General features: G+C 64.2%; 19 protein-coding genes and 1 pseudogene. 10 read left to right on the top strand and 10 right to left on the bottom strand.

The features are described 5' to 3' along the window. Positions 1 to 81: 81 nt before the first annotated feature. Together NKL06_RS18050 and NKL06_RS18045 are read right to left on the bottom strand one after the other, a co-directional pair. Positions 82 to 1035 (bottom strand): LLM class flavin-dependent oxidoreductase, encoded by a 954-nt coding sequence (locus tag NKL06_RS18050; protein WP_023715880.1) that lies wholly within the window; start codon positions 1033 to 1035, stop codon positions 82 to 84. 158 nt (positions 1036 to 1193) lie between these two features. Continuing rightward, positions 1194 to 1349 (bottom strand): hypothetical protein, encoded by a 156-nt coding sequence (locus tag NKL06_RS18045; protein ID WP_023670454.1) that lies wholly within the window; start codon positions 1347 to 1349, stop codon positions 1194 to 1196. 233 nt (positions 1350 to 1582) lie between these two features. On the opposite strand from NKL06_RS18045, the gene NKL06_RS18040 reads away from it, so the two are divergent. Further along, positions 1583 to 2350 carry an SDR family NAD(P)-dependent oxidoreductase gene (locus tag NKL06_RS18040; RefSeq protein ID WP_023686096.1) on the top strand — a complete coding sequence of 256 codons (768 nt, stop codon included), beginning with the start codon at positions 1583 to 1585 and terminating at the stop codon, positions 2348 to 2350. A gap of 71 nt (positions 2351 to 2421) precedes the next feature. Here NKL06_RS18040 and NKL06_RS18035 read toward each other — a convergent pair whose 3' ends face one another. The 8 genes from NKL06_RS18035 to NKL06_RS18000 all read right to left on the bottom strand — a co-directional run bounded on the left by NKL06_RS18035 (position 2422) and on the right by NKL06_RS18000 (position 12042). Then, on the bottom strand, positions 2422 to 3366 hold the full coding sequence (locus tag NKL06_RS18035; RefSeq protein ID WP_023694455.1) for an ABC transporter permease: 945 nt from the start codon (positions 3364 to 3366) through the stop codon (positions 2422 to 2424). Beyond that, positions 3363 to 4418: an ABC transporter permease gene (locus NKL06_RS18030; RefSeq protein ID WP_023694456.1), complete on the bottom strand. Its 1056-nt coding sequence runs from the start codon at positions 4416 to 4418 to the stop codon at positions 3363 to 3365. The genes NKL06_RS18035 and NKL06_RS18030 overlap by 4 nt, the downstream gene beginning before the upstream one ends. Positions 4419 to 4700: 282 nt before the next feature. After that, positions 4701 to 6212: an ABC transporter ATP-binding protein gene (locus NKL06_RS18025; protein ID WP_023807701.1), complete on the bottom strand. Its 1512-nt coding sequence runs from the start codon at positions 6210 to 6212 to the stop codon at positions 4701 to 4703. A gap of 173 nt (positions 6213 to 6385) precedes the next feature. After that, complete coding sequence (locus NKL06_RS18020) at positions 6386 to 7411, bottom strand: BMP family protein (RefSeq protein WP_023694458.1); 1026 nt, start codon at positions 7409 to 7411, stop codon at positions 6386 to 6388. Between the two features lie 128 nt (positions 7412 to 7539). Beyond that, a complete protein-coding gene (locus NKL06_RS18015) occupies positions 7540 to 8487 on the bottom strand; it encodes an ABC transporter permease (RefSeq protein WP_023694459.1) in 948 nt (315 codons plus the stop codon). Positions 8488 to 8489: 2 nt separating this feature from the next. Continuing rightward, positions 8490 to 9461 carry an ABC transporter permease gene (locus NKL06_RS18010; RefSeq protein ID WP_023694460.1) on the bottom strand — a complete coding sequence of 324 codons (972 nt, stop codon included), beginning with the start codon at positions 9459 to 9461 and terminating at the stop codon, positions 8490 to 8492. A gap of 1 nt (position 9462) precedes the next feature. Next, on the bottom strand, positions 9463 to 10980 hold the full coding sequence (locus NKL06_RS18005) for a sugar ABC transporter ATP-binding protein (RefSeq protein ID WP_023732918.1): 1518 nt from the start codon (positions 10978 to 10980) through the stop codon (positions 9463 to 9465). Between the two features lie 48 nt (positions 10981 to 11028). Next, on the bottom strand, positions 11029 to 12042 hold the full coding sequence (locus NKL06_RS18000) for an ABC transporter substrate-binding protein (protein WP_023683930.1): 1014 nt from the start codon (positions 12040 to 12042) through the stop codon (positions 11029 to 11031). A 204-nt stretch (positions 12043 to 12246) separates the two neighbouring features. Between NKL06_RS18000 and NKL06_RS17995 the strand changes: the two genes are divergently transcribed. The 9 genes and pseudogenes from NKL06_RS17995 (at position 12247) to NKL06_RS17955 (ending at position 25922) form a co-directional block, all read left to right on the top strand. Beyond that, positions 12247 to 14667 (top strand): glucan 1,4-alpha-glucosidase, encoded by a 2421-nt coding sequence (locus NKL06_RS17995; RefSeq protein ID WP_023807700.1) that lies wholly within the window; start codon positions 12247 to 12249, stop codon positions 14665 to 14667. A gap of 42 nt (positions 14668 to 14709) precedes the next feature. Further along, on the top strand, positions 14710 to 15723 hold the full coding sequence (gene gnd, locus NKL06_RS17990; protein ID WP_023694463.1) for a phosphogluconate dehydrogenase (NAD(+)-dependent, decarboxylating): 1014 nt from the start codon (positions 14710 to 14712) through the stop codon (positions 15721 to 15723). Positions 15724 to 15746: 23 nt separating this feature from the next. Beyond that, positions 15747 to 17120: a glucose-6-phosphate dehydrogenase gene (zwf, locus tag NKL06_RS17985; protein ID WP_023807699.1), complete on the top strand. Its 1374-nt coding sequence runs from the start codon at positions 15747 to 15749 to the stop codon at positions 17118 to 17120. 117 nt (positions 17121 to 17237) lie between these two features. Beyond that, positions 17238 to 17942 (top strand): ROK family protein, encoded by a 705-nt coding sequence (locus tag NKL06_RS17980; protein WP_031210734.1) that lies wholly within the window; start codon positions 17238 to 17240, stop codon positions 17940 to 17942. Positions 17943 to 18156: 214 nt separating this feature from the next. Beyond that, positions 18157 to 18621, top strand: a complete 465-nt coding sequence (locus NKL06_RS17975; RefSeq protein ID WP_023694466.1) for a Ros/MucR family transcriptional regulator — start codon at positions 18157 to 18159, stop codon at positions 18619 to 18621. Between the two features lie 131 nt (positions 18622 to 18752). Then, positions 18753 to 19853 (top strand): pyridoxal phosphate-dependent aminotransferase, encoded by a 1101-nt coding sequence (locus NKL06_RS17970; protein WP_023807697.1) that lies wholly within the window; start codon positions 18753 to 18755, stop codon positions 19851 to 19853. 158 nt (positions 19854 to 20011) lie between these two features. Further along, the gene (locus tag NKL06_RS17965) at positions 20012 to 21253 is read left to right on the top strand and encodes an MFS transporter (RefSeq protein ID WP_023670472.1); all 1242 of its coding nucleotides are present in this window, start codon (positions 20012 to 20014) and stop codon (positions 21251 to 21253) included. A gap of 361 nt (positions 21254 to 21614) precedes the next feature. After that, a complete protein-coding gene (locus NKL06_RS17960) occupies positions 21615 to 22721 on the top strand; it encodes an efflux RND transporter periplasmic adaptor subunit (protein ID WP_023694469.1) in 1107 nt (368 codons plus the stop codon). Beyond that, positions 22718 to 25922, top strand: a pseudogene (locus NKL06_RS17955) (efflux RND transporter permease subunit). Before NKL06_RS17960 ends, NKL06_RS17955 begins: the two are co-directional and overlap by 4 nt. Positions 25923 to 25943: the final 21 nt, after the last annotated feature.

Here is a 25943-nt window from a genome sequence, read left to right as displayed (position 1 = left end):
GGGACAGCACCCCTCTGCCCTGCCGGGCAGAGGGGGGTGTGACGGAACGCTACGAAATAGCTTTTCATTCCACCCGCAAATTCACCCTGCGTGAATGTCCCCACCCGCCCGCGCAAACGCGCCGGGCTGCGGCACCTCAGCCTCACGGCGTGCCAGCGAGTTGCGCAAGAGCGCGATCGTCTCGCGGCCGACGCTGGCGATCTCGCGCGGCCGGTCGACACCGACGATCATGAACTCGCTGATGCCCAGCGCTGCATAGGGCAGCAGCGACAGGGCGATCTGCGCCGGTGGTCCGGAAAGTTCGACCGCCTTGTGTCCGACGGTAGAGGCGCCACCCTCCGAGCGGACCCGGACCGGAAGCGCAAAACGCAGCTTGCCGGCGCGGCCATGCTCGGCGGCGGCGCTGCGCGCCCGTTCCATCAGCTGGCGGATCTCGTCGAGCGAACCAGCCGTGAGTTCAAACACGTCGGCATGGCGGCCGGCGACCTTGAGCGCGGTGCCGGACTGGCCACCCATGCGGATGATCACGTCGACGCCATGCGGCCCCTTGCGCGGCACATAGCCACCCTTGATGCTGTAGAACGCACCTTCATGGTCGAAGGGCCGGTCGTTCGACCACAGCCGCTTCAGCAGCACCAGATATTCGTCGATGCGCTGCCAGACCACGGTGTGGCCGACCGGACGCGTCTCGGCATCGTCGTCATCCAGCGGCTCGCTCAGCATCCTCAGCGCCAGCCGGCCGCCGCTCCTGGCGTCGAGCGCCGCCAGTTGCCGCGCCGCAACGGCTGGCGCGATCACGCCGGCCCAGTGCGTCAGCACCACTTCCAGCGACGAGGTGCGGTCCAGCGCCTGGGCGGCGATGTCCATATTGGTCAACAGCCCGGCCGGGTCGTCGACGACGATGTTCTGGAAGCCGGAATCCTCAATCAGCGACAGCTTGGTCGCCGTCTCGACGAAATCATAGAAGAACGGTACGGCCGAACCGGCATCGGCGGCGTGCGTTTTACCGGGAACATGCGTGAACTCGATCGGCATTGCCATCTCCTCCATCACGTTGGATGTATGTCGCCCCCGGTTTTGAGACGACGACATGCGTAAAAACAAGCATCAGCGCCAAAGCGCGTCCGCGTTCGGTTCATCAACTCCGGTCACTCACTGAAAGCGCTAGGTCGCCACCCTTTCGGCCTGATCGGTCAGGGAATCAAGCCGAGCACGACTGCCCCGGTGAACACGAACGCAAGGGCAAAGACGAGATAGGCGAAAGCGCCGGCATAGGCCGGGCGGAAAGCCTGGCTATTGGCCAGCCTCTGGCTGGTGCGGTCCGTCTCGGCGTTCTGGATATAGGACATATCGACCTCCGTCTTGCGGATTAATCTATAAAATCAGTAGACTTTGTCGAGTGCTATTTTTTGGCGATATGTAGAACGATTTTCTCAGTATTCCTTATTATTTGGTTTGGGATTGCTGGGAGACCCCTGTTGGCGACAAGCGAGCGACAAGCTTGGCCGACATCTGCATAGGCGATAGCATCGCCATTCCGGCGTAAATGCGGATCATTTCGATTGGGAACGGGGAACAGAACATGGGTACAAGACTAGCCGGCAAGATTGCAATCATCTCGGGCGGCGCGACCGGAATGGGCGGAGCTGCCTCGGAATTGTTCGCCGCCGAGGGCGCCAAGGTGGCGATCATCGACCGCAATGGCGAGGCGGCGGCAGCCACTGCGGCGGCGATACGCGCGCGGGGACATATCGCCGAACACTGGGTGGCCGACGTCTCGGACGAGGCGCAGGTCGAGGCCGCAGTGAAGGCGGCGACTGCCAGGCTCGGCCCGGCCACGGTGTTGTTCAACCATGCCGGCACCATCGTGATAAAGCCGTTCCTGGAGACGACAGTGCAGGAATGGGACTGGCTGCATGCGGTCAATGTCCGCTCGATGTTCCTGATGACGCGCGCCGTGTTGCCGGGCATGATCGCTGCCGGTGGCGGTTCGATCGTCTGCACCTCGTCGATCTCGGCTGTGGCGGCCACACCCATGGAAGTGCTCTACGACACCACCAAGGGCGCCTGCCACATGTTCGCGCGCGCCATCGCAGTCGAATTCCGCGACCGCAACATACGCTGCAACGCCGTCTGTCCCGGCTTCATCCGCACGCCGCACGGCCTGCGCGAGGTCGCCGATCTCGGCAAGCTCGGCGTCGACGTGTCGGACGCCGCATTGGCCGCACAGCAGGGCCGCATCGGTGAGCCTGAGGAAGTGGCCAAGGCAGCGCTGTACCTCGCCAGCGATGAGTCCAGCTTCGTTAACGGGACGCATCTGTTTGTCGATAATGGTTTTACGGCGATGTGAGTATCCCAGGCTTGGCGCCCTTCCTCTCCCCCGTCGATCGGGGGAGAGGAAGGGCGCCAAGTCCTACTCGCTTACCGCTCTTCTCGTCGAAACGGCTTCAGCAGCGCCGACGGCGCAACCGCGTTGCGTGACATCACGGCCATCGCGACGATGGTGAAAATGAACGGCAGCATCAAGAACGTCTCATAGGGAATATGCCCGAGGCCGCTCGCCTGCATGCGCAATTGTAGCGCATCGACGAAGGCGAACAGCAGCGCCGCGCCCGCAGAGCGCCACGGGTCCCAGCGGCCGAACACGACCAGCGCGATCGCCACCCAGCCACGGCCCGACACGACACCAAAGGTGAAGGCGTTGAACTGTGCCATGGTGAGGAAGGCGCCCGCAAGCCCCATCAGCGCACCGCCGAGGATGACCGCCTGGAAGCGCGTGGCGATGACGCTGACCCCAGCGGAATCAGCGGCGCGCGGGTTCTCGCCGACCATCCGCACCGACAGCCCCCAAGGCGTGCGGTAGAGCACGAAAGCAGCGAGCGGGATGGCAATGATTGCCAAGTAGACCAGCGCGAACTGGTTGAAAACCGCTGACCCCAGAACCGGAATATCCGACAGCAGCGGGATCGGCACCGTCTGAAAACCCTTGATGCTGGGCGGCACCGATTGCTGGCCGAAGGTCAGACGGTAGAGGAAATAGGCAAGGCCGGACGAGAACAAAGTAACGCCGATGCCGCAGACATGCTGGCTGAGGCCGAGCGCCACGGTGAACAGCGCATGCAGCGCACTCATCGCCATGCCGGTCAACACCGCGGCCAGCACGCCGAGCCACAGGCTGCCGCTGAGGCTGGCGGCGGTGAACCCGGTCATCGCGCAGAGCAGCATGATGCCTTCGATACCGAGATTGAGCACGCCGGCCCGCTCGGAGAACATCTCGCCCAGCGTGGCAAATGCCAGCGGCGTGGCGATGCGGATAATGGCGGCGAGGAAGCCGACCTGAAAGATCTGTTCGAACACCGCGCTCATAAGGCGGCACCGACGCGGCGGATGCGATAGGCCGTGAACAGCAGCGCCACCAGCATGGCGAGCAGCGCCGTGCCCTGGATGACATCGCTGAGGAACGCCGGTACGCCGGTGGCGCGCGACATCGCTTCGGCGCCGGTCATCACGGCGGCCAGGAAGATCGCCGCCGGTACGACGCCGAGCGGATTGAGCCTGGCCAGCATGGCAACGACGATGCCGGAATAGCCATAGCCCGGCGAAATGTCGCTCATCACCTGGAAATGCACGCCGCCGACCTCGCCGACGCCGGCAAGCCCGGCCAGCGCGCCCGACAGCAGCGCCGTCGAGATCAGCACCCGCTCGACATGTATGCCGCCATAGCGGGCGGCTTCCGGGCTTTCGCCGGTGACCCTGATCCGGAAGCCGAGCGTGGTGCGCACGATCAGGAACCAGATCAACGGGGCCCCGATCAACGCGGCGATGACACCCAGATGCAGCCTTGTGCCTTCGAGCAGCACCGGAAAATTCGCCGAATCCTCGATCGGCGGCGAGATCGGATAGCCGCTGAACGAGTCCTTCCACGGCCCCTCGATCAGCGCCATCAGCGCATAGTAGATGACCGAGTTGAGCAGCAGCGAGCTGACGACGTCATCCACCTTGAATTTGACCCTGAGCGTCGCGGGCACCAGCGCTACCGCGGCACCGGCAGCAGCGCCCGCCAGCGCCATCGACAGGATCGCCAGCGCGCCCGGCATCGGGATGGCGCCGACGAAGCAGCTGGCCACGGCGCCGGCCAGCAATTGGCCCTCGGCGCCGATGTTCCAGAATTTGGCCCGGAAGGCGACGGCCACAGCCAGCCCGGTGAAGATCATCGGGGCGGCGCGCACCAGCGTTTCGGTGATGGCATAGCTGTCGCCGAACGAGGCCGACAGCATCACGCCATAGGCCTCAAGCAGGCCGGCGCCGGCCAGCGCGATGAGGCCGCTGCACAGGGCAAGCGTGGCGCCGATGGCCAGCAGCGGCAAAGCGAGATTGAACCAGGCGGGGGTGGAACTGCGGGCTTCGAGGCGGAACATCAGCTATGCCCCTCCGCCGCCCAGACGGTCGCGCCGCCCCTCATCCGCCTGCCGGCATCCTCTCCCCGTATAGACACGGGGAGAAGGGATCTGGGCCCTATGGCAACTCCCCTCTTGCAGCTGTGGCGATTGGCGAAACCATGGGTGAGAGCCCCTCTCTCCGTCTCTATACGGGGAGAGGATGCCGGCAGGCAGGTGAGGGGCAGCGCTGACGCTTAAAGTCAGCCAAAAGCGGGCAGTATTATTTGAGGTTTCTGCGAGGAACCGAGTGAGAAAGTCCATCTAGGCTCTGCCCTCCGCCCCGGTCATCAGCAGCCCAAGCCGCGCGATGGTCGCATCGGCGCTGTCCAGCGTGCCGGCGATGCGGCCCTCATACATCACCGCGATGCGGTCGCAGAGCACCAGCAGCTCTTCGAGATCCTCGCCGATGACGATGATCCCGCAGCCCTTGGCACGCATGTCGAGGAATTTTTCGTGGATGAAGCGGGCGGCACCGATGTCGAGGCCGCGCGTCGGCTGCGAGACGATCAGCACCTTCGGGTCGAAAGCCAGTTCGCGCGCCAGCAGCGCCTTCTGCAGATTGCCGCCCGACAGCGCGCCGGCGCGGGTCATCGGCCCGGGGCACCTGATGTCATAGGCCTTGATCTGTTCTTCGGCGAAGGCGCGGATCGCATCTGGCTTGAGCAGGCCCCGGCTGCTGAAAGCCGCAGTACCAATGCGCGGCAACACCATGGAATCGGCGAGCGGCAGATTGGTGACCAGCCCGGTCGTCATACGGTCTTCCGGGATGCGGCCAAGGCCGAGCGCCTGCACCTCGCGCGGCGAGAACCGCGTAACAGGTTTGCCGGCTATCGTCATCGCGCCGGCGTCGGGCGCGCGCGTGCCGGAAATCACCTCGGCCAGCGCCCGCTGGCCATTGCCGGAGACCCCGGCAATGCCGAGGATTTCGCCCGCGCGAACGGCAAGCGATACATCGCGCAGCGGCGTCCCCGAATGCCGTGAGGTGGAAATACCGTCGAGCGTCAGCACCGCCGCGCCTGGGGTCGAAGGTCCTCTTGCCGGCGGCACGATCTCATGGCCGCACATCAGCTGCGCCATTTCTGCCGATGTCGTGTTCGCCGGATCGTCGACACGGCCGGCGACGCGGCCGTGCCGCAACACGGTGCAGCGATGGGTGAGCGCCCGCACCTCGTTCAATTTATGCGAGATGAAGATGATGCCGAGCCCCTGCGCCGCCATCGAGCGCAGCGCCGAAAACAGCCCGTCGACCTCGCTCGGCGCCAACACCGCCGTCGGCTCGTCGAGGATCAACAGCCTGGCGCCGCGAAACAGCGCCTTGACGATTTCGAGCCGCTGCTGCTCGCCGACCGACAGCGCGGAGACAGGCAGGTTGGGGTCCAGCGTCAGCCCATACTGACGGCTGATGTCGGACAACCGGGCAAGTCCGCCGGCGCGGTCGATGCGGCCGGATTTGCCGGGAATGCCAATCAGAAGGTTTTCCAGGACCGTCAGCCTTGGCGCCAAATGAAAATGCTGGTGCACCATGCCGATGCCGGCGGCCAGCGCATCGGCCGAACTGGTGATCCGCACGGTCTTGCCCTGGATAAGAATTTCGCCGGCATCGGGCGCATAGGCGCCGAACAGCACATTCATCAGCGTCGTCTTGCCGGCGCCGTTTTCGCCCAGCAGGCCGAGGATCTCACCTGGGGCGACGCTTAGATCGACAGCCTCATTCGCCTTGACGGCGCCGAAGCTCTTGGTGATGCCGCGCATTTCGATGAGAGGGGCGGACAAGGATGCTCCTGCGGAGATACCCCTCCCCCTCGAGGGGAGGGTGCCGAGCGAAGCGAGGCGGGTGGGGTCACCTCAACTGCCTCAACCCATGACTTAGCAGGATGGAGCACTTCGCGGAGGACCCCACCCGGCCCTGCGGGCCACCCTCCCCTCAAGGGGGAGGGTACGCCGAGCTAATCCGAAACCGGCGTGTTCTCATCCACATCCACCCGGAAATTGCCTTCCAGGATCTCGGCCTTCTTCTTCTCGACCAGATCCTTCACATCCGCCGGCAGCGTCTTGTCGAATTTATGGTAGGGCGCCAGGAACGACCCGCCCTTGGCCATGCGCGAGAAATCGCCATAATCCTGCGCGGTGAAGACACCGGCCTTGACCAGCTTGATCGCCTGCTCGACCGTCGGATACATGTCCCAGACCGGCCCGGTTATGACCGTGTCGGGGCCGAGGCTCGACTGGTCGGACATGTTGGAGATGGCGAGGATCTTCTTGTCCACCGCCGCCTCGATGACGCCGAAGCGCTCGGCATAGATGACATCGACGCCGGCATCGATCTGGGCGACCGCCGCTTCCTTGGCCTTGGGCGGATCGAAGAACGAGCCAATGAAGGCGACCTTCTTCTTGATGTTGGGATTGACCTCCTTGGCGCCGGCAAAGAAGGCGTTGACCAGCCGGTTCACTTCCGGAATGCCCATGGCCGCCACCGCGCCGATCGTGCCCGACTTCGACATCTTGCCGGCGATCATGCCGGACAGATAGGCCGGCTCGTGGATCCAGTTGTCGAAGACGCCGAAATTGGGCTCGGCCGGGCCGGCGCCCGAGCCGAACAGCCATGCCGTCTTCGGGAACTGCTTTGCCGTGCGGCGCGATTCACGCTCGGCGGCGAAGGCGTCGCCCAGCACCAGCTGGTACCCGCCTTGCGCATATTCGCGCATGACGCGGCTGAAATCGGCGGTCTGCACCTTTTCCGACCATTTGTATTCGATGCCGAGTTCCTTCTCGGCCTTCTGCAGGGCGACGTGGATCTGGTTGTCCCACGGCTCCTCGATCGGCGTGGCGAAGATCGCCGCCACCTTCAGCTTCTTGTCCTTGGCGAGGGCTGCACCCGGCAGCATGGCTGCGGCCAGGCCAAGTGCGCCGAGTTCCAGCACGTCGCGCCGCGACAGGCCGGTCGATTGCGATTTGTTTTTCCGGTTTTCCATCTAGTGCCCCTCTGTTTGACAGCCGTGTCGAGCCGACTGTTCCGAAATCAGACGCGGAACTATGGAACGGGTGCGGACTTTTGTCCACATGGTCAAATTTGGCGGGACTGCTGCCGGGCTCACGCCTTTTAGCGCAGCGCTTTCTCGCCGCCGGCTACGGTGATGACGCCGACGATGATCAGCCCGGTCAGCAACAGCCGAACGCCGGCGCTGACGCCGAACGTGTTGAGCATGGTCAGAAGCAGCACCAGGAACAGCGCCGCGCCCCAGACACCGGGAACATTGGCCTTGCCACCGGCGACCGAGGTGCCGCCGATGACGACGACGGCGATCGAGGCCAGCAGGTACTCGTTGCCGATATCGACATTGGCGCCGCGGAAATAGCCGGCGAGCAGCGCCCCGTCCATGCCGCCGAGCGCGCCCGACAGCGTGTAAGTCAGGAAGCGGGTGCGGCCGACATTGACGCCGGCAAGCCACGCGGCGCGGATGTTCTGGCCGATCGCCAGCACCGAGCGGCCATAGATCATGCGCTGCAAGGCGATGGCCGCACCGATGCTGAACAATACGGTAAGGATCGCCAGCACTGGAATGCCCAGGATTTGCCAGTTCGCAAAATCGGCAAAGCCGGGCGGCGGCTTGATCTGCAGGCCACGCCCATAGCTGATGTCGATCGACTGGATGATGAAGCTGGCCGACAGAGTGGCGATGATCGGCGGGATCCTCAGCGCCCAGATCAGGAGATAGTTGACGGCACCGATGGCGGCGCCGCAGGCGAGCGCGGCGAGCAGCCCGACCACGATCATGGAATCGCTGCCGCCCATGACCTTCATGGCGACGGCACTGGCGAGCCCGATATTGGCCGGCAGCGACAGGTCGACATTGCCTGGCCCGAGCGTGATGACGAACATTTGGCCGACTCCGACGATGACGGTGAACACCGCCAGCGACAGTGCCGCCGTGACCATGCCACCGCCGCCATAGCCGCCGGTGAAAGCGATGGTCGCCAGCCAGACGAACATCGCGCCGATGAACGACCATATCCAGGGTTTGGCGGCCAGCGATTTAACCAGCGTCATCGCTACCTCTCCCTGCGGCTGATCAGGACGCGGGCTGCCAGCACGATGATCAGGATGGCGCCGTTGGCCGCGACCTGCCAGTCCGGCGGAATGTGCATGAAGGTGAGCAGAGGCGATGCCGCCAGCGCCAGTGTCAGCGCGCCGAGCACGGCGCCGATCGGCGACACCCGGCCGCCGACGAACTCGCCGCCGCCGAGAATGACGCCGGCGATCGCCAGCAGCGTGTAGCCATTGCCGATATTGGCGTCGGCCGAGGTGGTGATGCCGATCAGCGCCATGCCGGACAGAACGCCGAATAGGCCGGTCAGCGCAAACAGCACGATCTTGGTTCGAAGCAGCGACCAGCCAGCGCGCCTGAGCGCCGCCGGATTGCCGCCGGATCCCCGCAGGATGACGCCATAGGAGGTGCGCATCAGCCCAAAATGCACCACCGCTGCGATCGCCAGCGCGGCGATGATAGGGAACGGAATGAAGGGCGGCTTGAAGGCCATCAGCGACAAGAGCCAGTCCGGCGCCTTGCCACCGGGCTTGGGCAGCACCAGAATGGCAAGTCCCTGCCAGACGAAGCTCATGCCCAGCGTCACCACGATCGACGGCAGATTGCGCAGATGGATCAGTGCGCCGAGCAGCGCATAAACGCCTATGGAGCCGAGCAGGATGATCACGCCGAGCAGCGGCGCGTCCTTCAGCCAGGTCGCGGTGACGCAGCCGACAAAGCCGACAAAGGTGCCGATCGACAGATCGAGCTCATTGCCGGCGATGACGAACATCTGGGCGATCGTCGCCAGCGCGATCGGAATAGCGAGGTTCAACATCAAGCTGAAGCCGAAATAGCTGATGGCGCGTGGGTTGAGCCAGGCGATGGCGATAACCACCAGCGCCAGCGACAGCGCCGGCAACAGGCTGCGCAGCAGGCGCGCGCGGGCCGCGCTGCTGCGCGGCGAGGACGTAGGGCCGGGAGCGACTGCCGTCATCTCAGGCCGCGTCGCCGAATGAGGACTGGATGATCTTTTCCTCGGTCAGCTCGTCGCGCGTGAGATTGGCGACGATGCGGCCGTTCTTGAAGACATGGATGTGGTCGCAATTGTCGAGCTCTTCGGTCTCGGTGGTGTACCAGAGGAAGGTCCGGCCCTTGGCCGCCTCCTCGCGCACGAGATCGTAGACCTCGAGCTTGGTGCCGATGTCCACGCCGCGCATCGGATCGTCCATCAGCACGATCTGCGCATCGGAACCCAGTGCGCGGGCAAACAGCGCCTTCTGCTGGTTGCCGCCGGACAGCGAGAAGATGTTGTTGGTCATGTCAGGCGTGCGGATGCCGATCTTCTGCTTCCAAAACTCAGCAAGCTCGGCCTCGCGCTGCGGCGAGATCAGCAACCCTTTGCGCAGCCGCGCCAGCGAGCGGATGCCGATGTTTTCGGCAATAGACCATTGCGGGAAAATGCCGTCCGATTGGCGGTCTCCGGCCACCAGCGCCACCGGGGCGGTCACCTCGATATCAAGCCTTCTACGCGTCGCGGCGGCAAAGATCGCCAGCAACAGGTCGGTCTGGCCATGGCCGGCAAGCCCGGCAAGCCCGATGATCTCGCCGGCGCGAGCGACAAGCTCCTTGCCGTCCTGCTGCCGCTCGGGCCGCGCCCGCACCCTGAGCGGGCCCGCCGCCGGCCTGGCGGCGATCTCCGCCGCGATCTTCTCGCGCGCTTCCGCGCCGCCCATGGTGGCCACCAGCCGGTCGCGGTCGAACGCTTTTGCAACGTCCGTGGCGACCACCTTGCCGTCGCGCATGACCACGATGCGGTCGGCATTCTGCAGCACCTCGCCCAGCACATGCGAGATCAGGATGCAGCTGCCCCCGGTGGCTACGAAACGGCGCACGAAGGCAAGCAGCTGGCCCGCAGTATGCGCGTCCAGCGAAGAGGTCGGCTCGTCGAGAATGACCAAGTCGAGCGGATCGCGCGTCACCGTGAAGGCGCGCGCCACCTCGACCATCTGCCGCCGGCCGATGGAGAGATCGCCGGCAATGTCGTCTGCCGAGATGCCGTGATCCGGAAAGATTTCGTCCAGCTTGGCGGCAATGAGAGCAGCCGCCTTGCGTCGCCAGCCGAAGCCGGTGAGCGCCGGATGGTTGATGCGCGTATTCTCCGCGATACTGAGGTTAGGGCAGAGCGACAGTTCCTGGAACACGCAGCGTATGCCGAGTTTCAGCGCGCGCGCCACCGAGTAGTCGGTTTCGGCATTGCCACGCACCGCGATCTCACCGCCATCGGGCTGCAGCGTACCGGCCACCATATGCATCAGCGTCGATTTGCCGGCTCCGTTGTGGCCGACCAGCCCCACGCATTCGCCTGATACAACATGGAAGTCGACGCCGTTAAGCGCCCGAACGGCGCCGAAATGTTTTTCGGCGCCGTTCAGCCTGATGATGTCCAAATGGGCGGCGCCGAAATGTTTTTCGGCGCCGCCCAGTCTGATGATGTCCGTATTGGCCTCAGGCATGCTCAACGATATCCGGTCGGTCATGCCGCTGGCAATGAATGCAATGCATCACTTGATATTGGCTTTGATCGCCGCGATTGCGTCTTCCTGGCTGTATTCGTGGGTGGCGACGCCGCCCTCCTTGATTTTCGGCAGCTCGGTCTCGAAATTGTCCTGGGTAAAGGCGAGATACGGCACCAAAAGGTCATGCGGAATGTCCGTGCGGCCGTCGAGCACCTGCTGCGCCACCCAGAAGGCCAGCGACGACACGCCGGGCGCTATCGAAGCCGACCAGGTCTGGTAGCCGTCCTTGTCCTTCTGCTCCTTCCACCATTTCAGCTCGTCCTGGCGGTTGCCCATGATGATGGTCGGACGCGGCTTGCCTGCGGCGGCAAAGGCTTGTGCCGCGCCATAACCGTCACCGCCCTGGTCGACGATGCCGACGATGTCGGGCAGCGAAGGCAGGATCGTCGCGACTGCCTTCTGCGCCGTCGTCTGGTCCCAGTCGCCGGTCACCGAACCGACGATCTTGAACTCGGGATGGGCGGCGACGCCTTCGAGGATGCCGGCATGGATGGCATCGTCGATCGAGGTGCCGGCAAGGCCGCGGATTTCCAGGAGATTGCCGCCCTTGGGCTGGAATTTGGCCATCTGCTCGACTTCCTGCTTGCCCATGTCCTTGAAGTCGACGACGACGCGGTAGGCGCAAGGTTCGGTGACGGTCCCGTCGAAGGAGACGACGACGATGCCGGCATCGCAGGCCTGCTTGATGGCGCCGTTCAGCGCATCCGGCGAGGCGGCGTTGATGACGATGGCGTCATAGCCCTGCAGGATCAGGTTCTGCACCTGGGCAGCCTGCGTCGGCACTTCCTTGTCGGCGGTGGTGAAGATGTCGGCGGCGCCGACGATCTTATCCTCAACCGCCTTCTTGGTGACGATGCCGTAGCTGTCGAGCATCGCCTGACGCCACGAATTGCCGGCGTAATTGTTGGAGAAGGCGATCTTCTTGCCGCTGGTGTCGGCAAGCGCCGTGCCCGAGGCGAGCATCGCCGCCAGAGCGCTCAGGACGAGCAGTTTCTTCATGTCATAATCCTCCCATGGATTGTCGGCCCCGCCGACTGTTGCTGATGGTTTTGGCGTTGGCTGCCTGTTTTTTATCTATTGTCAGACAAATGCAGATGAGCTCGCTTGTCAACTGCGATCGGTTACGCTTTGGCGATCAACTTCAGGTGCGATGATTGAAAAGCCTTCGCCTGCTGGTCTAGGGAAGGGCCCAGGAGACCATGCATGGCAGCGACGCCGCCGACCCTTCCCCCCAGTGCACCCAAAAGAATGGGCGCGCCCGGAATTCCGGCGCGCTGGACGTCAAGCGCCAAGAGCGGCGTAGGTGCCGCGCTTTCGCCGGCGAGCCGCGTCTGGTTCACGCTCAGCCATGGCATCGTCAATGAAGTCTACTATCCCGGCCTCGACAGCGCCTGCACGCGCGACATGGGACTGCTGGTCACCGGTCCCGGCGGCTGGTTCTCCGAGGAGAAGCGTGACGCCACGCATGCCATCGAGCCGTTCGAGGACGGCGTGCCCGCCTACCGGCTGATCAACGCGACGGCGCGTTACCAGATCGAAAAGCGCATCCTGGCGGATCCGGCGCGCCCGGCCTTGCTGCAGGAAACCAGCTTCACGGCACTCGAAGGCGTGGCCACGGACTACCGCGTCTACGCCCTGCTGGCGCCGCATCTGGTCAATGCCGGCATGGGCAACACCGCCTGGACCGACGAGCACAAGGGGAGGCCGATGCTGTTCGCGTCCGGGCGCGGCACCTGCCTGGCGCTTGCATCCTCGCTGCCCTGGGGTGATTGCTCGGCCGGCTATGCAGGCTTTTCCGACGGCTGGCAGCAACTCAGCCGCGCCGGCCGGCTCGATCCGGCCTGCCAAAGGGCGGAGGACGGCAATGTCGCGCTGACCGGCGAGATCGGCTTTTCCTTACGCAACAGCAAAGCCTTGCTTGCGCTTGGGTTTGGGGCAACGCCGGATGAAGCGGCCGAAAACGCCGCCGCCAGCCTGAAACGCGGGTTTGAGCCGGCGGCAAAGGCCTATGTCGCGAAATGGCGGAAATGGCAGGCAGGCCTGACGGCGCTCGACCACCATGATGCATCCGGCCTCAACACCTACCGCGTCAGCACAGCGGTGCTGGCGACACACCTGTCGCTGGCGAGGCCCGGTGCGGCCGTCGCCAGCCTGTCGATCCCTTGGGGGTTCAGCAAGGGCGACGACGACCTTGGCGGATATCATCTGGTCTGGCCGCGCGACCTCGTCGAAACTGCGGGCGGCTTCCTCGCCGCCGGCGATCCGGCGCAGGCGCTTGAGATCCTCGCCTATCTCCGTTCCATCCAGCAGCCGGACGGCCACTGGCCACAAAATGTGTGGCTCGACGGCTCGCTCTATTGGCCGGGCATCCAGATGGACGAATGCGCCTTCCCGCTGCTGCTTGCCGATGCGCTGCACCGCGCCGGCCACCTGCCGCGCGCAAAGCTCGTCGCCTTCATGCCGATGGTCGAGAAAGCAGCGTCCTATATCGTGCGCAATGGCCCCGTCACCGGGCAGGACCGCTGGGAAGAGGACGCGGGCTACAGCCCATTCACGCTCGCCGTCGAAATATCGGCACTGCTTGGCGCCGCCGATCTGTTCGACGTCAACGGCAAACCCGAGCCGGCTAACTATTTGCGCGAGGTCGCAGATTGCTGGAACGACCAGATCGAGCGCTGGACCTATGTCAGCGGCACACCGGAGTGCCACGAGGCTGGCGTCGACGGGTACTACATCCGCATCGCGCCGGCCGACGCTTCAGGGGCCGCATCGCCGAAGGACGGCTTCGTACCGATCAAGAACCGTCCGCCGGGCGATACCGACAAGCCGGCCGAAGCGATTGTCAGCCCGGACGCGCTGGCGCTGGTCCGCTTCGGCCTCAGGGCCGCGGACGATCCGCGCATCGTCGGCACGGTCAAGATCATAGACGCGCAACTGCGCTGCGACCTGCCGCAAGGGCCTCTCTGGTATCGCTACACCAGCGACGGTTATGGCGAACACGCCGACGGCGCGCCCTTCGACGGCAACGGCCAGGGCCGGCCCTGGCCGTTGCTGGCCGGCGAACGCGCCCACTACGAGCTGGCCGCCGGTAACAAGGACAAGGCGGCAAGCCTGCTCAGGACATTCGAGGCTTCGGCTGGCGTGGGCGGTCTGCTGCCGGAACAGGTCTGGGACCGCGCCGACATACCGGAGCGCGAATTGTGGCTGGGCAGGCCGTCGGGCAGCGCCATGCCGCTGGTCTGGGCGCATTCGGAACACATCAAGCTGTTGCGCTCGCTCCGCGACGGCGCCGTCTTCGACATGCCGCCGCAAGGCGTCAAGCGCTATGTCAGGGACAAGACCGGCTCGCCGCTGAGGATATGGCGCTTCAACAACAGGCTGCGCACCATGGAAGCCGGCAAGACGCTGCGGGTTGAACTGCTGCAGCCGGCACTGATCCGCTGGAGCGGCGACCAGTGGCAGACCAGCCATGAAATCAACACTTCCGTGAATGTCTTTTGCGTCCATCTGGCGGATCTGCCGGTGGCCGATATTCCGCGAGGTAATACGATCGTCTTCACTTTTTTCTGGCCCGACGGCGACCGTTGGGAGAATGTCGACTTCACCGTCGGCATTGAGAACTAACTCGCCAGCAATTTTCTTTCCTCAAGCGACTAGGACAAGACCATGCAGATCGGAATGATGGGACTAGGCAGGATGGGCGCCAACATGGTGCGCCGCCTGATGCGCGACGGCCATGAATGCGTCGTCTACGACATCAACCCGGCAAGCGTTGCCGGCCTGGTTGCCGATGGCGCCATCGGCGCCGCATCGATGGAGGAGTTCGTCGGCAAGCTTTCCAAGCCGCGCAGCGCCTGGCTGATGCTGCCAGCGGCGATCACCGGCAAGATCGCCGACCAGGTGGCGGCGCTGATGGAACCCGGCGACATCATCATCGACGGCGGCAATTCCTATTATCACGACGCGGTCGACCAGGCGGCCGAACTCGCGGCCAAGGGCCTGCACTATGTCGATGTCGGCACCAGCGGCGGCGTTTGGGGCTTGGAGCGCGGCTACTGCCTGATGATCGGCGGCCCCGATACGGCGGTCAAACACCTCGATCCGATCTTCGCCACGCTGGCGCCCGGCGCCGATGCCGGCGCCACGCCCGACAAGGCGGGCGGGACCGCACCCTTTGGCTACCTGCATTGCGGACCGAGCGGCGCCGGCCATTTCGTCAAGATGATCCACAACGGCATCGAATATGGTGTCATGGCCGCCTACGCCGAAGGCATGAACATCCTGAAATCGGCCAATGCCGGCAAAAGACAGCGCACTGCCGACGCCGAGACCAGCCCTTTGGAAAACCCGCAATACTATCAGTTCGACATCGACCTGCCGCAGGTGGCCGAGGTCTGGCGCCATGGCAGTGTGATCGGCTCCTGGCTGCTCGACCTCACCGCCGGCGCTCTGAAGAGCGACCCGGCATTGGCCCAGTTCGGCGGCCGCGTCTCCGATTCCGGTGAAGGCCGCTGGACGCTGAAGGCGGCGATCGACACCGGCGTGCCGGCGCCGGTTCTGTCCTCGGCTTTGTTCGACCGCTTCTCCTCGCAGGGCGAATCCGAATTCGCCGACAAGCTGCTGTCGGCCATGCGCTATGCCTTTGGCGGCCATGTCGAAAAGCCGAAGGCCGGCAAGTGAAGGCCGCAGGGGAGACTCGCAAGATGAGCCCGGAACGGTCCGACACGCTGGTGCTCTTCGGAGCAACCGGCGACCTTGCCCACAAGAAGATATTTCCGGCCCTCTACCAGATGGTAGCCAAGGGGACGCTGACCGAGCCGGTGATCGGCGTCGCCTTCGATGCCTGGGACATCAACCAATTGCAGGCGAGGGCCCGCGACGGCATCGTCAACGCTCTCGGCAAGATCGACGAAAAGATCTTCGCCAAATTCGCCAGTCTGCTGCGCTATGTCAGCGGCGACTACCGCGACGGCGCGACCTTCGAGAAGCTGAAGACGGCGCTCGGCTCGGCGCAGCGGCCTCTGCACTATATGGCGGTGCCGCCGACCATGTTCGAGACCGTCGTCCAGGGGCTGGAGCAATCCGGTACCGCGCATGGCGCGCGGCTGATGGTGGAAAAGCCGTTCGGCCACGATCTCCAATCGGCGCGCTGGCTGAACCGCGTGCTGCATCTGGTGTTCGAAGAGCAGTCGATCTTACGCATCGACCACTATCTCGGCAAGGAGGCGATCCAGAACCTGCTCTATTTCCGCTTTGCCAATTCCTTTCTCGAGCCGATCTGGAACCGCAACTTCGTCGAAAGCGTACAGATCACCATGGCCGAGGACTTCGGCGTCGAAGGCCGTGGCAAATTCTATGACGATGTCGGCGCTATCCGCGATGTGATCGAGAACCATCTGCTCAACATCCTTTTGCTGCTCGCCATGGAACCGCCGGTCGGCCGCTCGGCCGACGATCTGATCGACGAGAAGGTGCAGGTGCTGCGCGCCATCCGCACGCTGACCAAGGACGACGTCGTGCGCGGCCAGTTCACAGGCTATCTCGCTGAACCCGGCGTGAAGCCGAACTCGCCGGTCGAAACCTTTGCCGCGGTGCGCTTCATGGTCGACACCTGGCGCTGGCAGGACGTGCCCTTCTTCATCCGCACCGGCAAGAACATGCCGGTGCATGTGACCGAAGTGATCGTGCGGCTGAAGCGGCCGCCGCTGGACGTCTTCGATCCGATCAAGCCCAGCGACGCCAATTACGTGCGCTTCCGCATCGACCCGCAGGTGGCGATCTCGATCGGCGCGCAACGCAAGGCACCCGGCGACGACATGGTCGGCGAGCAGGTCGAGCTCACCGCGCTCGACGATTCGAAGGGCGACATGCCGCCCTATGAGCGGCTGATCGGCGATGCCATGAACGGCAATGGCCAATTGTTCACCCGCCAGGATGCCAGCGAGCTTGCCTGGCGCATTGTCGGCCCGGTGCTCGGCGACACCACGCCGCCGCATATGTATGAGCCGAAGACCTGGGGGCCGGCCGACGCCATGGCCAGCTTCGGGCCGCCCAACGGCTGGATCAATCCGAGTTGAGCAATTCAGGAAGGGTGCGAGCGGTTTTTCCGTCCGGAATTGCGTAAAAACAAAGAGTTGGAGCATTCCCCCGTTCCCTGAAACGGGGGAATGCGCCAAGTGAGCGGAGGAAACGACATGGCCAAGGCAGCCAGGCCCGCGAAGGCCAAGGCCGAACCGATCGTGCTGACGATCGATGTCGGCGGCTCGCATGTGAAAATCCTCACCAGCGCAGGCGGCGAGATGCGCCGAGCCGATTCCGGACCGGACCTGACACCGCAGCAGATGGTCGCCACGGTGAAGACGCTGGCCGAAGGGCTGGCCTATGACGTGATCTCGATGGGCTATCCCGGCCCGGTCAAGCACAACAGGCCTTCGCTCGATCCCGCCAATCTCGGCAAGGGCTGGGACGGCTACGATTTTGCCGCCGCCTTCGGCAAGCCGGTCAAGGTCGTCAACGACGCGCTGCTGCAGGCGATCGGCAGCTACGATGGCGGGCGCATGCTGTTCCTCGGCCTCGGCACCGGCCTGGGCGCGGCGATGATCCTCAACAATGTCGGCCAGCCGATGGAACTGGCGCATCTGCCGTACCGCAAGGGCGGCAGTTTCGAAGATTATGTCGGCGAGCGCGGCCTGGAGAAATACGGCAAGAAAAAATGGCGCAAATACGTTTTCGACGTCGTCGGGCGGCTGCGTGCGGCGCTGCAGCCCGATTATGTCGTCATCGGCGGCGGCAATGTCGACAGACTGGATGAATTGCCCGCCACATCCAGGCGCGGCGACAATACGCGTGCTTTCGAGGGCGGTTTTCGACTATGGCGCGACAAGGTGCTGATCGTCTGATAGTATTAAAATTCAGTATAGTTGTTCAAAATGACGTGTGGCGCGATACGAAGTCATTGCGTTACGCAGATTTGGCGATTAGATCGGTGGCACCGGATGGAATCATCTGGCGCAACCGCACATATGCGGCAAGACAAATGACTAGAGCGGATTTCCGGCTCCGCTGGGACCGCTCTGGGAGTTTCCGCCACCCCCCTAGCGACGGAGAGATAAATTGGCCGACGACAGCAACGACTCTGACAAGGACATCGACCTGCTCGAGCTTACCGCCCATATCGTGTCCGCTTACGTCGAGAAGAACCGCTTGCCCGTTGCCGGCCTGAGCGATCTCATCGCCAGCGTTGCGGCGTCGATCGGAGGGCTCAGCCAGCCGCCGGCCCCAGTGGCGGCGCCGCAGATCCCGGCCGTCAATCCCAAGCGGTCGGTGACGCCGGACTACATCATCTGCCTCGAGGACGGCAAAAAATTCAAATCGCTGAAGCGCCATCTCGGCGTCCATTTCAACCTGACGCCGGAAGCCTATCGTACCAAATGGGGCCTGCCGGCCGACTATCCGATGGTTGCCCCCAACTACGCGGCGTCGCGCTCCGAGCTGGCCAAGTCGATCGGCCTCGGCCGCAAGGTTGCAGTGGCCGCGCCGGCGAAAGCCAAGGGTCGGAAGGCCAAAGTTCCGGCCTGAGTGGGATCAGCGCCTCGGCCCTGAGCCAATCGTTTGGACGGCTGAAACAGAAGCCTGCCGGCAATGAGCCTTGGCAGGCTTCGTGCTTTTGTGCTTGTACCTCTGAGTGTCAGGACTTTGGGGGAGCAGCCATGAACTACGCCAGAATGGTGATCGAGAAAGAGGCGCCGGAGGAATACGGCTACGATCGCATTCGGTTCAATCTCTCCGAAAGCTCGATCGCCGATCAGAAACTCTCCGACGTCGGCCTGTCGCTGCCGGATCTCACGCTGTTCTACGGCGAGCATCGCGGCGACAAGGAGTTGCGGGCGCTGATCGCGGCGCAAGACAAAGGCATCTCCGCTGACGATGTTCTGGTGACCGCCGGTGCGGCGGGCGCGCTCTTCATCATTTCGACCTCGCTTCTGTCGGAGCGCGACCATCTTGTCGTCGTCCGGCCGAACTACGCCACCAACATCGAGACCCCCAAGGCGATCGGCTGCGCCATCTCCTATGTCGATCTCGATTTCGACGCAGGCTTTGCCATCGATTTCGGCCGCGTCGCCGCCAGCATGCAACCGAACACCAAGCTGATCAGCGTCACCTGCCCGCACAACCCGACCGGCACGATGATGGGCCGGGCCGATCTCGACGCGCTGATTGCGCTGGCCGAAGCGAGCGGCTGCCATCTGCTGGTCGACGAGACCTATCGCGACCTCTCCTATGGACAGCGCCTGCCGGCGGCGGCTTCTCTCAGCCCCAAGGCGATCAGTGTCTCGTCGCTGTCGAAAGCCTTCGGCATTCCCGGCATCCGCATTGGCTGGCTGATCACCAGCGATGCTGAACTGCAGGAGCGCTTCCTCGCCGCCAAGGAGCAGATCGGCATTTGCGGCAGCGTGATCGACGAAGGAATTGCGCGCGGCATGCTGGAGCGCCGCGACGCTTTCTTGGCCGCGCTGCTGCCCGAGATGGCGAAACGCCGCGACATCGTGCAAGCCTGGATTGACCGCGAGCCGCTGGTCGACTGGGTGCGGCCACAAGGCGGCGTCGTTGGATTTCCAAGGCTCGTTGTCAGTCCAGACTTCGACCTCGACCGTTTCTACGTCAATCTGCTGGAAGGCCACGGCACCTATGTCGGTCCCGGCCACTGGTTTGATATGCCCAAGCGCTTCTTCCGCGTCGGTTTCGGCTGGCCGAAAGAGGCGGAATTACAGGGCGGCCTCGACGCCATCACCGCCGCGCTGAGGCAGTAACGTCCGCGTGCAATCGGGCGAGCGGCTGGAAAACCGCTTGATCCAGGCCCGATTTTCACGCATACGCGCCCCGAACTTTGATAAGTTTCATTGGCCGGAACAGCGCCCATTTCCGGGAAGTGCCCCGCCGGCCAATGCAAGCAACGGGGCCTGTATCCATGACATCCCATTCCCATACACCGCCTGACCGGCGTTACGCCGCCTTCCGCCATCGCTCCTTCCTGAGCTATTGGGCGGCGCGTTTCCTGACCACCTTCGCCACCATGATCGTGTCCGTCGCCGTCGGCTGGCAGATCTATGATCTGACGCGCGATCCCTTCGATCTCGGCATTGTCGGCATCGTCCAGTTCCTGCCGTCGCTGCTGCTGGTGCTGGTCACCGGCGTTGTCGCCGACCGTTTCGGCCGCCGCCTGATCATGGCGCTGGCGACGGTAGTCGAGGCAGGTTGTGCGCTTGTCCTGTTGTACTTCACGCTGCGCGGTCTCGTCAGCCCGCTGCCGATCTTCATCGTGCTGGCTATGTTCGGCCTGGCGCGCGCTTTTTATGGGCCGGCCTCGTCGTCGCTGTTCGCCAACCTTGTTCCGCCGGAAGATTTCGGCAATGCGATCGCCTGGAACTCGTCCGCCTGGCAAACGGCGACCATTGTCGGCCCGGTCGCCGGCGGCCTGCTCTATGGCGTCTCGGCCGAAGCCGCTTACGCCGTTGCCTCCGTGCTGATGCTGGTGGCCGGTCTGCTGATCTTCACCATTCCGAAACCGGCCCAGCAGAGCGCCACCGACAAGCCGACGATGGAGACGCTGTTTGCCGGCTTCCGATACATCTGGAGCGAGAAGATCGTCCTGGGCGCCATCTCGCTCGACCTCTTCGCCGTGCTTCTGTCCGGTGCCTCGGCGCTGCTGCCGGTCTATGCCCGCGATATTCTGGAACTCGGCCCGTGGGGCCTCGGCCTGCTGCGCTCGGCGCCCGGCATCGGCGCCATCTGTGTCGCGGTCTGGCTTGCCGGGCATCCGCTGCGCGACAGTGCCGGCAAGATCATGCTCGGCTTCGTCGCCGGGTTCGGCGCCTTCACCGTGCTGTTCGGCGTCTCGACCATCACCTGGCTGTCGATCCTGGCCCTTGCCGGCCTCGGCGCCACCGACATGTTCAGCGTCTATATCCGGGAGACGCTGATCCAGCTGTGGACACCCGACGAGGTGCGCGGCCGCGTCAACGCCGTCAACCAGGTCTTCGTCGGCGCCTCCAACGAAGTCGGCGAGTTCCGCGCCGGCACCATGGCGGCGCTGATCGGCACCGTGCCGGCGGTGGTGATCGGCGGCGTCGGTGCGATTGCCGTCGCCGGACTGTGGGCGGTGCTGTTTCCGCAACTGCGAAGGGTGCGGCATCTCAACAGCCGCAACTGATCGAGTAAGCCGCAGGATCCGGCGCTCGGTCCAAATCAGCTTGCGCCGATGACGGCTGAGATGGGCCGGAAGCGGATGGGCCGGTTCTGGGCGAACTAGCCAGATGGCGGGGCAGCCACAGGGTGGACATTTTAGTCCATATGGAAAATGATTATGTTGCCATGCACAATACTGCAGTGCTCTGGTCTCGACGAGAAACCTTAAATATAGAAGAGAACCACCCGACCTCCGGGTCCAGCTAGCGGGGACGCAAATGGACACTTCAGGGAATCGGCAATCGCATCGCGACGCAAGCGGGCGACCCAGCCGATCGGTCGGCTGGCTGGCCCGCTCCGCCGTCCCAGTGGCATTCCTGCTCGGTATGGCTTTCAGCAGCAACGCGTTTGCGCAGGACCAGCAGCTGCCGGTGGTGACGGCGGCCAAGCCGGTGGTGCGTGAAATCGTCGAAGACGACGAGTTCGTCGGGCGCTTCGAAGCCGTCGACGAGGTCGCCATCCGTTCGCGCGTCAGCGGCTATCTGGACAAGATCAGCTTCCAGGACGGCGCACTGGTCAACAAGGGCGACCTGCTCTTCACCATCGACCAGCGTCCGTACCAGGCGGCCTACGATGCCGCCAAGTCGCAAGTAGACGTCGCCAAGTCCCTGCTCGAATTCTCCAAAATGCAGCTGGATCGCGCCGATGAACTCGCCAAGACCGGCAATATCTCGGCCGCGACGGTCGACGACCGCCGGCGGGAATACCTTTCGGCGCAGGCGCAGATGCAAGGCGCGACGGCTGCGCTGACGACGGCCAACCTGAACCTGGAGTTCACCGAGATCAAGGCGCCCTTGTCCGGCCGCATCGACCGCCGGCTGGTGTCGGTCGGCAACCTCGTGCAGCCGGATTCCACCTTGCTGACGACCATCGTCACGCGCGATCCGATCGACTTCTATTTCGACGTCGATGAGCGCCTGTATTTCAGCTACGCCCGCGACGCGAAGGAGCGCGGCGGCAGCATGCAGGAAGGCGCCGGCGGGCTCGAGGTGGTGGTTCGCGTCGCCGACCGCGCGGAGGCGGTATTCAAGGGCAAGCTCGATTTTGCCGAGAACCGGATCGACAACGCGACCGGCACCATGCGGGTGCGTGCAAGGTTTGCCAACGCCGACGGCGTTCTCCAGCCAGGCATGTTCGGGCGCATCAACGTGCCGGGGTCGCTGCCGCATAGCGGCGTCCTAGTGCCCGACGAGGCGGTCGGCGCCGATCAGGATCGCCGCATCGTGTACCTGGTGGATGAGGCTGGGATGGTGTCGGCGAAGCCCGTGCGCACCGGCCCGCTTCTCGACGGCTACCGGGTGATCCGCGCGGGCCTGACCGGCGACGAGACGATCATCGTCAATGGGCTGATGCACGCCAGGCCCGGCACCAAGGTGAAAGTCGAGATGGTGACGTTGCCGCCCAAGGTCGACACCGCCGGGTTGCAGCAATGAGGTTCGCCCATTTCTTCGTCGACCGTCCGATCTTCGCATCGGTCGTTTCGATCGTCCTGCTGATCCTCGGCGGGATTGCCTATACCCAGCTGCCGATCGCGCAATATCCCGAGATCGCGCCGCCGACCATCGTCGTTCGCGCCCAGTACCCGGGCGCCGACGCCGAGACGGTCGCAGCGACGGTGGCAACGCCGATCGAGCAGGAGATCAACGGCGTCGAGGGCATGCTTTACATGTCGTCCTATTCGTCGGGCGACGGAGCGATGGCGCTGACCATCACCTTCAAGCTGGGCACCGATCTCGACCAGGCGCAGGTGCTGGTGCAGAACCGCGTGTCGGTCGCCGAGCCGCGCCTGCCCGAAGAAGTCCGCCGCCTCGGCATCACCACCATCAAGAGCTCGCCCGACCTGATGATGGTCGTGCACATGCTGTCGCCCGACAATACCTACGACCAGCTCTACGTCTCGAACTACGCCCGCTCGCGGGTGCGCGACATACTGCTCAGGTTGGACGGCGTCGGCGACCTCATCATCTTCGGCGAACGCGAATATTCGCTGCGCATCTGGCTCGATCCGGAAAAACTGTCCGCCCTGGGGATGACCTCGGGCGATGTGGTGCAGGCGCTGCGCGACCAGAACGTCCAGGTGTCGGGCGGCTCGATCGGCGCGCCGCCGACCAATACCGGCACGGCGTTCCAGTACACGGTCACCACGCAAGGCCGCTTCAACGACGCACGCGACTTCCGATACGTGATCGTCAAATCGGCCGAAGACGGCCGCCTGATCCAGCTGCAGGACGTGGCGCGCATCGAGCTCGGCGCCAAGGATTACGTCACCAACTCTTATCTCAACGGCAAACCGGCGGTGGCGCTCGCCATCTTCCAGCGGCCAGGCACCAATGCGCTCGCCGCAGCCGCGGAGATCCAGGACAAGATGAAGGAGCTTTCCCAGGACTTCCCGAAGGGATTGAGCTACGACATCGTCTACAATCCGACCGAGTTCGTCGCCGAGTCGATCCAGGAGGTCTACAAGACGATCCTCGAGGCGATGGTTCTGGTCATCATCGTCATCATCGTCTTCCTGCAATCGTGGCGCATGGCGATCGTGCCGATCGTGGCGATCCCCGTGTCGCTGATCGGCACGCTGGCGGTGCTTTACGCCGCCGGCTTCTCCCTCAACATGCTGACGCTGTTCGGCCTCGTGCTGGCCATCGGCATCGTCGTCGACGATGCGATCGTCGTGGTCGAGAACGTCGAGCGAAATATTGCCAGCGGGCTGGCGCCCAATCCGGCGTCGCATCTGACCATGGACGAAGTCGGAACGGCGGTCATCGCGATCTCGCTGGTGCTGATAGCGGTGTTCGTGCCGACAGCCTTCATTCCCGGCATTTCCGGGCAGTTCTACCTGCAGTTTGCGATCACCATCGCGGTGTCGACGGCGATCTCGGCATTCAATTCGCTGACGCTCTCGCCGGCCTTGGCCGCGCTGCTGTTCAAGCCGCACCACACTGCTGCGGCGCCGCCGCGCTTTTTCCTGGCGCGGTTTGGACGGGCGCTCGCCGACGGCTTCAATCGCGGCTTCGACAAGGTCGCCCATTGGTATTCGAGCATCGTGCGCGTGTTGGTCGGCTCGCGGATAGCGATCGCCGCCACGCTGGCCGTTTTCGCGGCCCTCATCTACGCCACGGTCTATATGGTTCAGACGGTGCCGCGCGGTTTCATTCCGTCGCTCGACCAGGGCTATGCGATCGTCGTCGTCCAGTTGCCGGACGGCGCCTCGCTATCGCGGACCGATGCCGTCATCCAGCAGGCGTCGCAGATCATCCAGAAAACGCCGGGCGTCGACTACGCGGTCGCCTTCGCCGGCTTCTCCGGTGCCACCTTTACCAATGCCAGCAACGCGGGCGTGATCTTCGCCAGGTTCAAGCCGTTTGACGAGCGACTGGAAGCCGGCCAGTCCGCGACCCAGGTCATCGGCAATTTGTTCGGCAGCCTGCAAAGCATCAAGGAAGCCTTCATTATCGCACTGCCGCCGCCGCCGATCCGCGGCGTCGGCAATGCCGGCGGCTTCAAGCTGCAGATCCAGGAGCGCAACAGCGCCGACATGCGGCAGATCCTGGCGCTTGCCTATGAAATTGCCGGCAAGGCCAACAAGACGGCGGGGCTGACCGGCGTGTTCACCACCTTCTCCGCGTCCAGCCCGCAATTCTTCCTGGCGATCGATCGCGACAAGGCGCGCATCCTGAACGTGCCGATCCCCAACATCTTCGAGACGCTGTCGATCAATCTGGGCACCGCCTACGTCAACGACTTCAACGCTTTCGGGCGCGTCTACCAGGTGCGCGCGCAGGCCGACCAGGCGTTCCGCCTCGATCGCGCCGACATCTTGAAACTGAAGGTGCGCTCGGCGACCGGCGCGCTGGTTCCGCTGGGCACGTTGATCGAGATCCGCGACGTCACCGGCCCGGCGCTGGTCCAGCGCTACAACATGTACGTCTCCGTGCCGCTGCAGGGCAACGCCGCGCCCCGGTGTTTCCACCGGCGATGCGCTTGCCAAGATGGAAGCAATCACGGCACAGACGTTGCCGGCCGGTACCTCCTACGAATGGACCGAACTCGCCTATCAGGAGCGCAACACCGGCAATGCCGCTGTCTATATCTTCGGACTGTCGGTGCTGTTCGTGTTCCTGGCGCTGGCGGCGCAATATGAAAGCTGGGTGCTGCCGTTCGCCATCGTGCTGGTGGTGCCGCTCGGCGTGCTCGCGGCGTTGCTCGGCGTGTCGTTCCGAGGGCTGGACAACAACATCCTCGTGCAGATCGGCCTCATCGTGCTGATCGGACTTGCCGCCAAGAACGCGATCCTCATCGTCGAATTCGCGCGGCAGGCGCAGGAACGCGGCCTGTCGGCCGCCGAGGCTGCCGTCGAAGCCTGCCGGCTCAGGCTGCGGCCGATCCTGATGACCGCCTTCTCGTTCATCCTCGGCGTCGTGCCGCTGATGATCGCGACGGGCCCGGGCGCGGAAATGCGCCAGTCGCTCGGCACCGCGGTGTTCTCCGGCATGCTCGGCGTCACCTTCGTCGGCCTGTTCCTGACGCCGGTGTTCTACGTCACGCTAAGGTCGCTGTTTTCACGGCGCAAGCCGCATGCCGAGGCCGAGCCTTCGGCACCGGCAGAGGTGCCGTCGGAGACGGCCGCCGAGTAGTGTTACACGGGCAGTTCGTGG

Origin of the sequence: Mesorhizobium sp. C268A (genome assembly GCF_040324475.1) — a bacterium.
Classification (GTDB): Bacteria; Pseudomonadota; Alphaproteobacteria; order Rhizobiales; family Rhizobiaceae; genus Mesorhizobium.
Note: the sequence above shows the minus strand (reverse complement) of the source record. Positions and strands in the feature narration are given on the sequence as shown.

Coding starts and splice junctions, on each gene's coding strand:
- NKL06_RS18050 (WP_023715880.1), bottom strand. CDS start 1,035: ATGCCGATCGAGTTCACGCATGTTCCCGGTAAAACGCACGCCGCCGAT.
- NKL06_RS18045 (WP_023670454.1), bottom strand. CDS start 1,349: ATGTCCTATATCCAGAACGCCGAGACGGACCGCACCAGCCAGAGGCTG.
- NKL06_RS18040 (WP_023686096.1), top strand. CDS start 1,583: ATGGGTACAAGACTAGCCGGCAAGATTGCAATCATCTCGGGCGGCGCG.
- NKL06_RS18035 (WP_023694455.1), bottom strand. CDS start 3,366: ATGAGCGCGGTGTTCGAACAGATCTTTCAGGTCGGCTTCCTCGCCGCC.
- NKL06_RS18030 (WP_023694456.1), bottom strand. CDS start 4,418: ATGTTCCGCCTCGAAGCCCGCAGTTCCACCCCCGCCTGGTTCAATCTC.
- NKL06_RS18020 (WP_023694458.1), bottom strand. CDS start 7,411: ATGGAAAACCGGAAAAACAAATCGCAATCGACCGGCCTGTCGCGGCGC.
- NKL06_RS18015 (WP_023694459.1), bottom strand. CDS start 8,487: ATGACGCTGGTTAAATCGCTGGCCGCCAAACCCTGGATATGGTCGTTC.
- NKL06_RS18010 (WP_023694460.1), bottom strand. CDS start 9,461: ATGACGGCAGTCGCTCCCGGCCCTACGTCCTCGCCGCGCAGCAGCGCG.
- NKL06_RS18005 (WP_023732918.1), bottom strand. CDS start 10,980: ATGCCTGAGGCCAATACGGACATCATCAGACTGGGCGGCGCCGAAAAA.
- NKL06_RS18000 (WP_023683930.1), bottom strand. CDS start 12,042: ATGAAGAAACTGCTCGTCCTGAGCGCTCTGGCGGCGATGCTCGCCTCG.
- NKL06_RS17995 (WP_023807700.1), top strand. CDS start 12,247: ATGGCAGCGACGCCGCCGACCCTTCCCCCCAGTGCACCCAAAAGAATG.
- gnd (WP_023694463.1), top strand. CDS start 14,710: ATGCAGATCGGAATGATGGGACTAGGCAGGATGGGCGCCAACATGGTG.
- zwf (WP_023807699.1), top strand. CDS start 15,747: ATGAGCCCGGAACGGTCCGACACGCTGGTGCTCTTCGGAGCAACCGGC.
- NKL06_RS17980 (WP_031210734.1), top strand. CDS start 17,238: ATGGCCAAGGCAGCCAGGCCCGCGAAGGCCAAGGCCGAACCGATCGTG.
- NKL06_RS17970 (WP_023807697.1), top strand. CDS start 18,753: ATGAACTACGCCAGAATGGTGATCGAGAAAGAGGCGCCGGAGGAATAC.
- NKL06_RS17965 (WP_023670472.1), top strand. CDS start 20,012: ATGACATCCCATTCCCATACACCGCCTGACCGGCGTTACGCCGCCTTC.
- NKL06_RS17960 (WP_023694469.1), top strand. CDS start 21,615: ATGGCTTTCAGCAGCAACGCGTTTGCGCAGGACCAGCAGCTGCCGGTG.